General features: G+C 40.5%; 5 protein-coding genes. All 5 read left to right on the forward strand.

Annotated features, from left to right (window positions below):
* Window positions 1-644 (forward strand): TAXI family TRAP transporter solute-binding subunit (locus VMW81_08490; GenBank protein ID HUU50983.1); only part of this gene is annotated, 644 nt, incomplete at its 5' end.
* Between the two features lie 72 nt (window positions 645-716).
* Window positions 717-2678 carry a TRAP transporter permease gene (locus VMW81_08495; GenBank protein HUU50984.1) on the forward strand — a complete coding sequence of 654 codons (1962 nt, stop codon included), beginning with the start codon at window positions 717-719 and terminating at the stop codon, window positions 2676-2678.
* Window positions 2679-2784: 106 nt separating this feature from the next.
* Window positions 2785-3678 (forward strand): dihydrodipicolinate synthase family protein, encoded by an 894-nt coding sequence (locus VMW81_08500; GenBank protein HUU50985.1) that lies wholly within the window; start codon window positions 2785-2787, stop codon window positions 3676-3678.
* Window positions 3679-4419: 741 nt separating this feature from the next.
* A complete protein-coding gene (locus VMW81_08505) occupies window positions 4420-4668 on the forward strand; it encodes a hypothetical protein (GenBank protein ID HUU50986.1) in 249 nt (82 codons plus the stop codon).
* Between the two features lie 48 nt (window positions 4669-4716).
* Window positions 4717-5077: redoxin domain-containing protein (locus tag VMW81_08510; protein HUU50987.1), on the forward strand; the 361-nt coding region annotated here is incomplete at its 3' end.

Genomic DNA, 5077 nt, shown 5'->3' on the forward strand with positions numbered 1-5077 from the left:
TTGAGCACTTCGTAATCGTCAAGGACAAGGTCAAGACAGGTACCATCTCAGATATCAAGGGCCTAAAGTTCTCCATTGGTAGGGCTGGCAGTGGTACAGAAAGATCCGGACTCACTCTTATGAGCGGAGTTGGCATGGGCAGAGATGATGTTCATGGAGAGTATCTGGGATACTTTGAGTCAGCTAAGGCTATGAAAGACAAGAGGATACAGGGGGCTAACTTATGTGCTGGACCCCCAGTTGCTGCTGTTACTGATCTTTTTGCTACCCCCGGAATGAGGGTAAATATTCTGGAGTTTACAGACGATCAGCTCAATGCAATTAATGAGAAGACATCATATCCAGGTTTCAGATACATTATTCCGGCCAATACCTACCCGGGGCAGAAAAAAGAGGTCAAGACCATTGCTCAACCAAATTTTTTAGGTATCAGGGCAGATGTAGATGAAACAATCGTATATAAGTTGACAAAGACGATATATGAAAATCTTGAGTACCTCTATAGCATTCATCAGTCAACCAAACATATGAAGCTGGATTCAGCGATAAGTGGATTGCCTGCTCCCCTTCATCCAGGCGCGCTGAAGTACTACAAAGAGATTGGAATGAAGATACCTCAGAGGCTCATTCCACCAAGCTCTTAAAAAGAAATATGCCGGATCGCCTTATAGGCGGTCCGGTCCATCTAAGTTTAACACTTATCAAAGGATACACATTTGAATAAGAAGAATCCAGTCTCTAAAACCCCTATATCTTCTAAGAAATTTGATGAAGATATCGAAGAAGAAATTGGAGAGGTAAAATCAGCTTTTCGAACACTTTCTGGAGGATGGAAAACCACTGCTTACATTATTGCAGTGGCCATGTCTCTTTTTAACATCTGGGTGAATACCTTTGGTGTGATGCCAGGTATCTATCGGAATGCTGTGCATCTCGGTTTTGTCCTTATCCTTATTTTTTTTCTATCTCCCATCTCAAAGAAACATCCACAGCGATTTATCAAGCTTGATGTCATTCTTGCAGTATTAAGTGCACTTGTAGCCCTCTATATCCTTTTTTTCGAGGAAGAGCTCCATCTAGAGAGATCCTCTATACCGATACTTAGAGATTATCTATTTGCCGGGCTGGCAATGATTTTGCTCCTTTACGGAACATATAGAGTAGTTGGCTGGTTTATTCCTGCTTTGTCCCTTTTATTTGTTTGTTATGCCCTCTTTTTAGGAAGCATTATTCCTGGAACATTTCACTACCGAGGAGTGTTTCTGACACGCCTTTTGTACCGCATGTATCTGACAGATGAAGGGATATTTGGTATTGTCTGTACTGTCTCTTCTACTTATGTTGTCCTCTTTATTCTTTTTGGAGCCTTCTTGCTTAAATCAGGGGCTGGTGATTTCATTATCAAGCTGGCTCAGTCTGTTGCTGGTCATAGGGTTGGGGGTCCGGCAAAGATAGCTGTGATTGCAAGCGGTTTTATGGGCTCTATCTCTGGAAGCGCTGTGGCCAATACGGTAGCTACTGGGTCTTTTACCATTCCTTTGATGAAGAAGGTTGGTTACAAATCGCATTTTGCAGCGGCAGTCGAGGCAGCTGCCTCAACAGGGGGGCAGCTCATGCCGCCTATCATGGGGGCGGGTGCCTTTATAATGGCTCAGTGGACAGGTATCTCTTATCTCAAGATCATTGCTGTAGCTACCATTCCCGCAATACTGTATTTTGCCTCTGTAGGCTTTTTTGTTCATATTGAGGCTCTGAAAGAGGGGATTATGCCGATGCCAAAGGAAACTCTTCCCAGGTTAGGTAATGTCTTAAAAGAGGGGTTTCACTTCACGATTCCTGTAATCCTCCTCCTTTTCCTCCTTGTAAGAGGCTATACTCCGACGTATGCAGCCTGTATTGCAATTGTGGGCATTGTTGTAGTAAGCTGGTTTAAAAAGGAAAACCGTATGGGTATCGAAGATATCCTCGATGCCCTTTATATGGGTGCTAAAAATACCTTATCAACCGCAGCTATCCTAATCTGTACTGGAATCATCATTGGTGTTGTGGCAATCACTGGTGTTGCCATAACCTTCTCTGGTGTGGTTATGGAACTTTCCGGAGGAATTCTATTCCTGGCAATCATACTGGTCATGCTGGCCTCTCTTGTTCTTGGGATGGGTCTTCCGGTTACAGCATCCTACATAATGCTTGCAGTTCTCGCAGGGCCTGCCTTAACCCAGATGGGTATTTCACTTCTTGCAGCTCACATGATTATCTTTTGGTATAGCCAGGATGCCAATGTAACACCACCTGTATGCCTTGCAGCATTCTCCGCAGCAGGTGTGGCTGGCTCAAAACCGATGAAGACAGGCTTTACAGCTTGGAAACTTGCAAAGGGTCTCTATATCATACCATTTCTTTTTGCCTATACCCCCATCCTTTTTGAAGGACCTGTCCTTGAGGTTTTGATTACAGCTCTGGCAGCCTTAATCGGGCTCTTTGGCTTCACAGTCTTTTGGGAGGGATATCTTTTAAGAAAGATGAATATAGGAGAGAGGGCAATTACAGGACTCGCCACCATCTTCCTTTTTTGGCCAGACAATCTCATGAGGGGATTGGGTTTTATTTTTATCCTAATCATATATCTTTTTCATCGGATAGGATTAAAGAAGCAGGCACATGAGGTACCAACTTAAGGGTTTTTTTGAACTTACTTTCTTTATTAAATTGATATCCAACTAAGGGGATTTGGATTACGGATGAGATAATCAAAGCCTCAAATAAAGCCATAGAGGAGTAAAAATGATGAAGCTCAAAGGTGTCATGCCTCCCATTACAACACCTTTTGAAAATGGAGAAGTAGCCCTGAAAAGACTTAAGGAAAATCTTCAAAAATGGAATCAAACGGAGCTCTCAGGGTATCTCGTACTTGGCTCCAATGGCGAGGCTGTTTATTTAAATGAAAAAGAAAAGTTATCTATTGTAGAGGCTTCCAGAGAGACCATTCCATCTTCAAAGGTTATGATTGTTGGTACAGGTTTGGAATCAACTCAGGAGACCATTCGATTTACAAATCAAGTAGCTGAAAGAGGTGCGGATTATGCACTTGTCATTACGCCCTCCTATTTCAAGGGATCAATGAAAACATCGATACTTTATAATCACTTTATTTCTGTTGCAGAATCCTCAAAGATTGAAATTTTGCTCTACAATATGCCACAATTCACGGGGATTAACATGGAGCCTGAGCTTGTAGCTAGGCTTTCTGAGCATCCTAATATCTTAGGTATCAAAGATAGCTTAGGAAACATTAGCCAATTGAGTGAGATTGTACATCTATCTCAAGAGAAGTTTACTGTCTTTGTAGGTTCAGCGCCTGTATTCTTTCCTGCTCTTTGCATTGGTGCCGTGGGAGGAATTTTGGCTGCAGCAAATGTGATTCCTCAGGAGTTTATTCGGATCCAGAATCTCTTTAAAGAGGAGAAATTTGATGAGGCGAGAGAACTACAAAATCTATTAACTCCTTTGGCTAAAGCGGTGACAGTAAAATATGGCATTGGTGGATTGAAGACAGCAATGGATTTGGCAGGTTATTTTGGTGGAGAACCACGCCTCCCCCTAAAAAGACCTGGTCAAGAAGTTGAGGATGAATTAAAACAGTTGTTGTACCGACTAAAAAATCAGATTGTTATCTGATCTTCAAATATCATTCATAATCAAAAAATAATCAGTTCTAATTTTTATGCTGTCTCTGATTATTTCACTTAAGAGCGTAAAATAAGAAGAAATCTGTTCTTTCATCTAGTGTCATAAGGGATTTGTAGTTATAAAGAGGTGTCTCTAATACTACATTAAAAACTTGGGTTCTCCTTCAACCACAAAATTCCCTTGCTCAAGAGCTTTTATCATTTTTTTGACATTGGTTTTCTGATCATCAAACACGACCGTGGCAGTATGTTCGATGTAGTTTGTTTCGACATTCAATACACCGTTAACACTTTTGAGGATAGAACCTACCCTCGCTGCAGTGCCAGGTCAGACGCATCCTGGGACCGTTAGCTTAACTGTTTTTTCAGCCGCTAAAACGGTTTGAAAAGATATAGAAAGAAGAAGTAAAATTCCAAGCAGGATAATTCCGAAAGATTTTATATTTTTCATTTGACTTACCTCATGAGGATATTTTTTAACTCAAGTAATTCCTTGAATATAAATATACGTTGTACTAACGTCCCAAGCTTTTTCTCTTTATACTTTTTACTAAAGAAATCCATTGAAAAGTTTATTCTTCTTTATTATATTAAGACAAATAATATATAAGAACAATTCTTATCTGTCAAAAATATTCTTTTGTTTCAGTTACGAATCATTTCTGGATTTTAGTTTTAACAGATAATTTGTAAGTTTAATTCTAAACGTATAAATAGAGAGAGAAAGAGTATGTCTTTACAAGATCAACTCAATTCATTAAAGGCAACCATTGAATCAAAAGTTTCAAAAGATGCTTTAGCTATTATGCATAAGGCAACAGAAGAGCTTCGAGATTCTGGTATTATGGAAAAGACGCTTAAGGTTGGAGACAAGGCGCCGGACTTTTCTCTGAAAAATGCAGAAGGGAATGTTATAGGCTCCAAAGATCTTCTTGAAAAAGGCCATCTCGTCATCACCTTTTATCGAGGGAAGTGGTGAACCTACTGTAATAGAGAGCTGTCAGCTCTACAGAAAGTAGTTTCTGATATTGCGGCAGTTGGTGCAACGCTCGTTGCAATCTCACCGCAGCTCGAAAAATACAATCGTGAGATAATTGAACAACGCAAACTGACCTTTGAAGTGCTGAGTGACTCAAGAAATCAAGTTGCAAAAAAATTTGGATTGGTTTACATCCTACCAGACGATTTGCTTAAAGTTTACTTGCAGTTTGGGATTAACCTTAATACATACAACGGCGATGATTCAGGGACGCTCCCAATTCCTGCTCGATTTATCATTGATCAAAGCTCAATCATTCGTGCAGCAGATGTCAATCCTGATTATACTGTCCGTCCGGAGCCTGAGGATACTGTTGAAAAACTTAAAGCCATAGCAAACGGGTCGTTTT

Source organism: Nitrospinota bacterium, from assembly GCA_035528715.1.
In the GTDB taxonomy this organism is placed as follows: Bacteria; JADFOP01; JADFOP01; order DATKYB01; family DATKYB01; genus DATKYB01.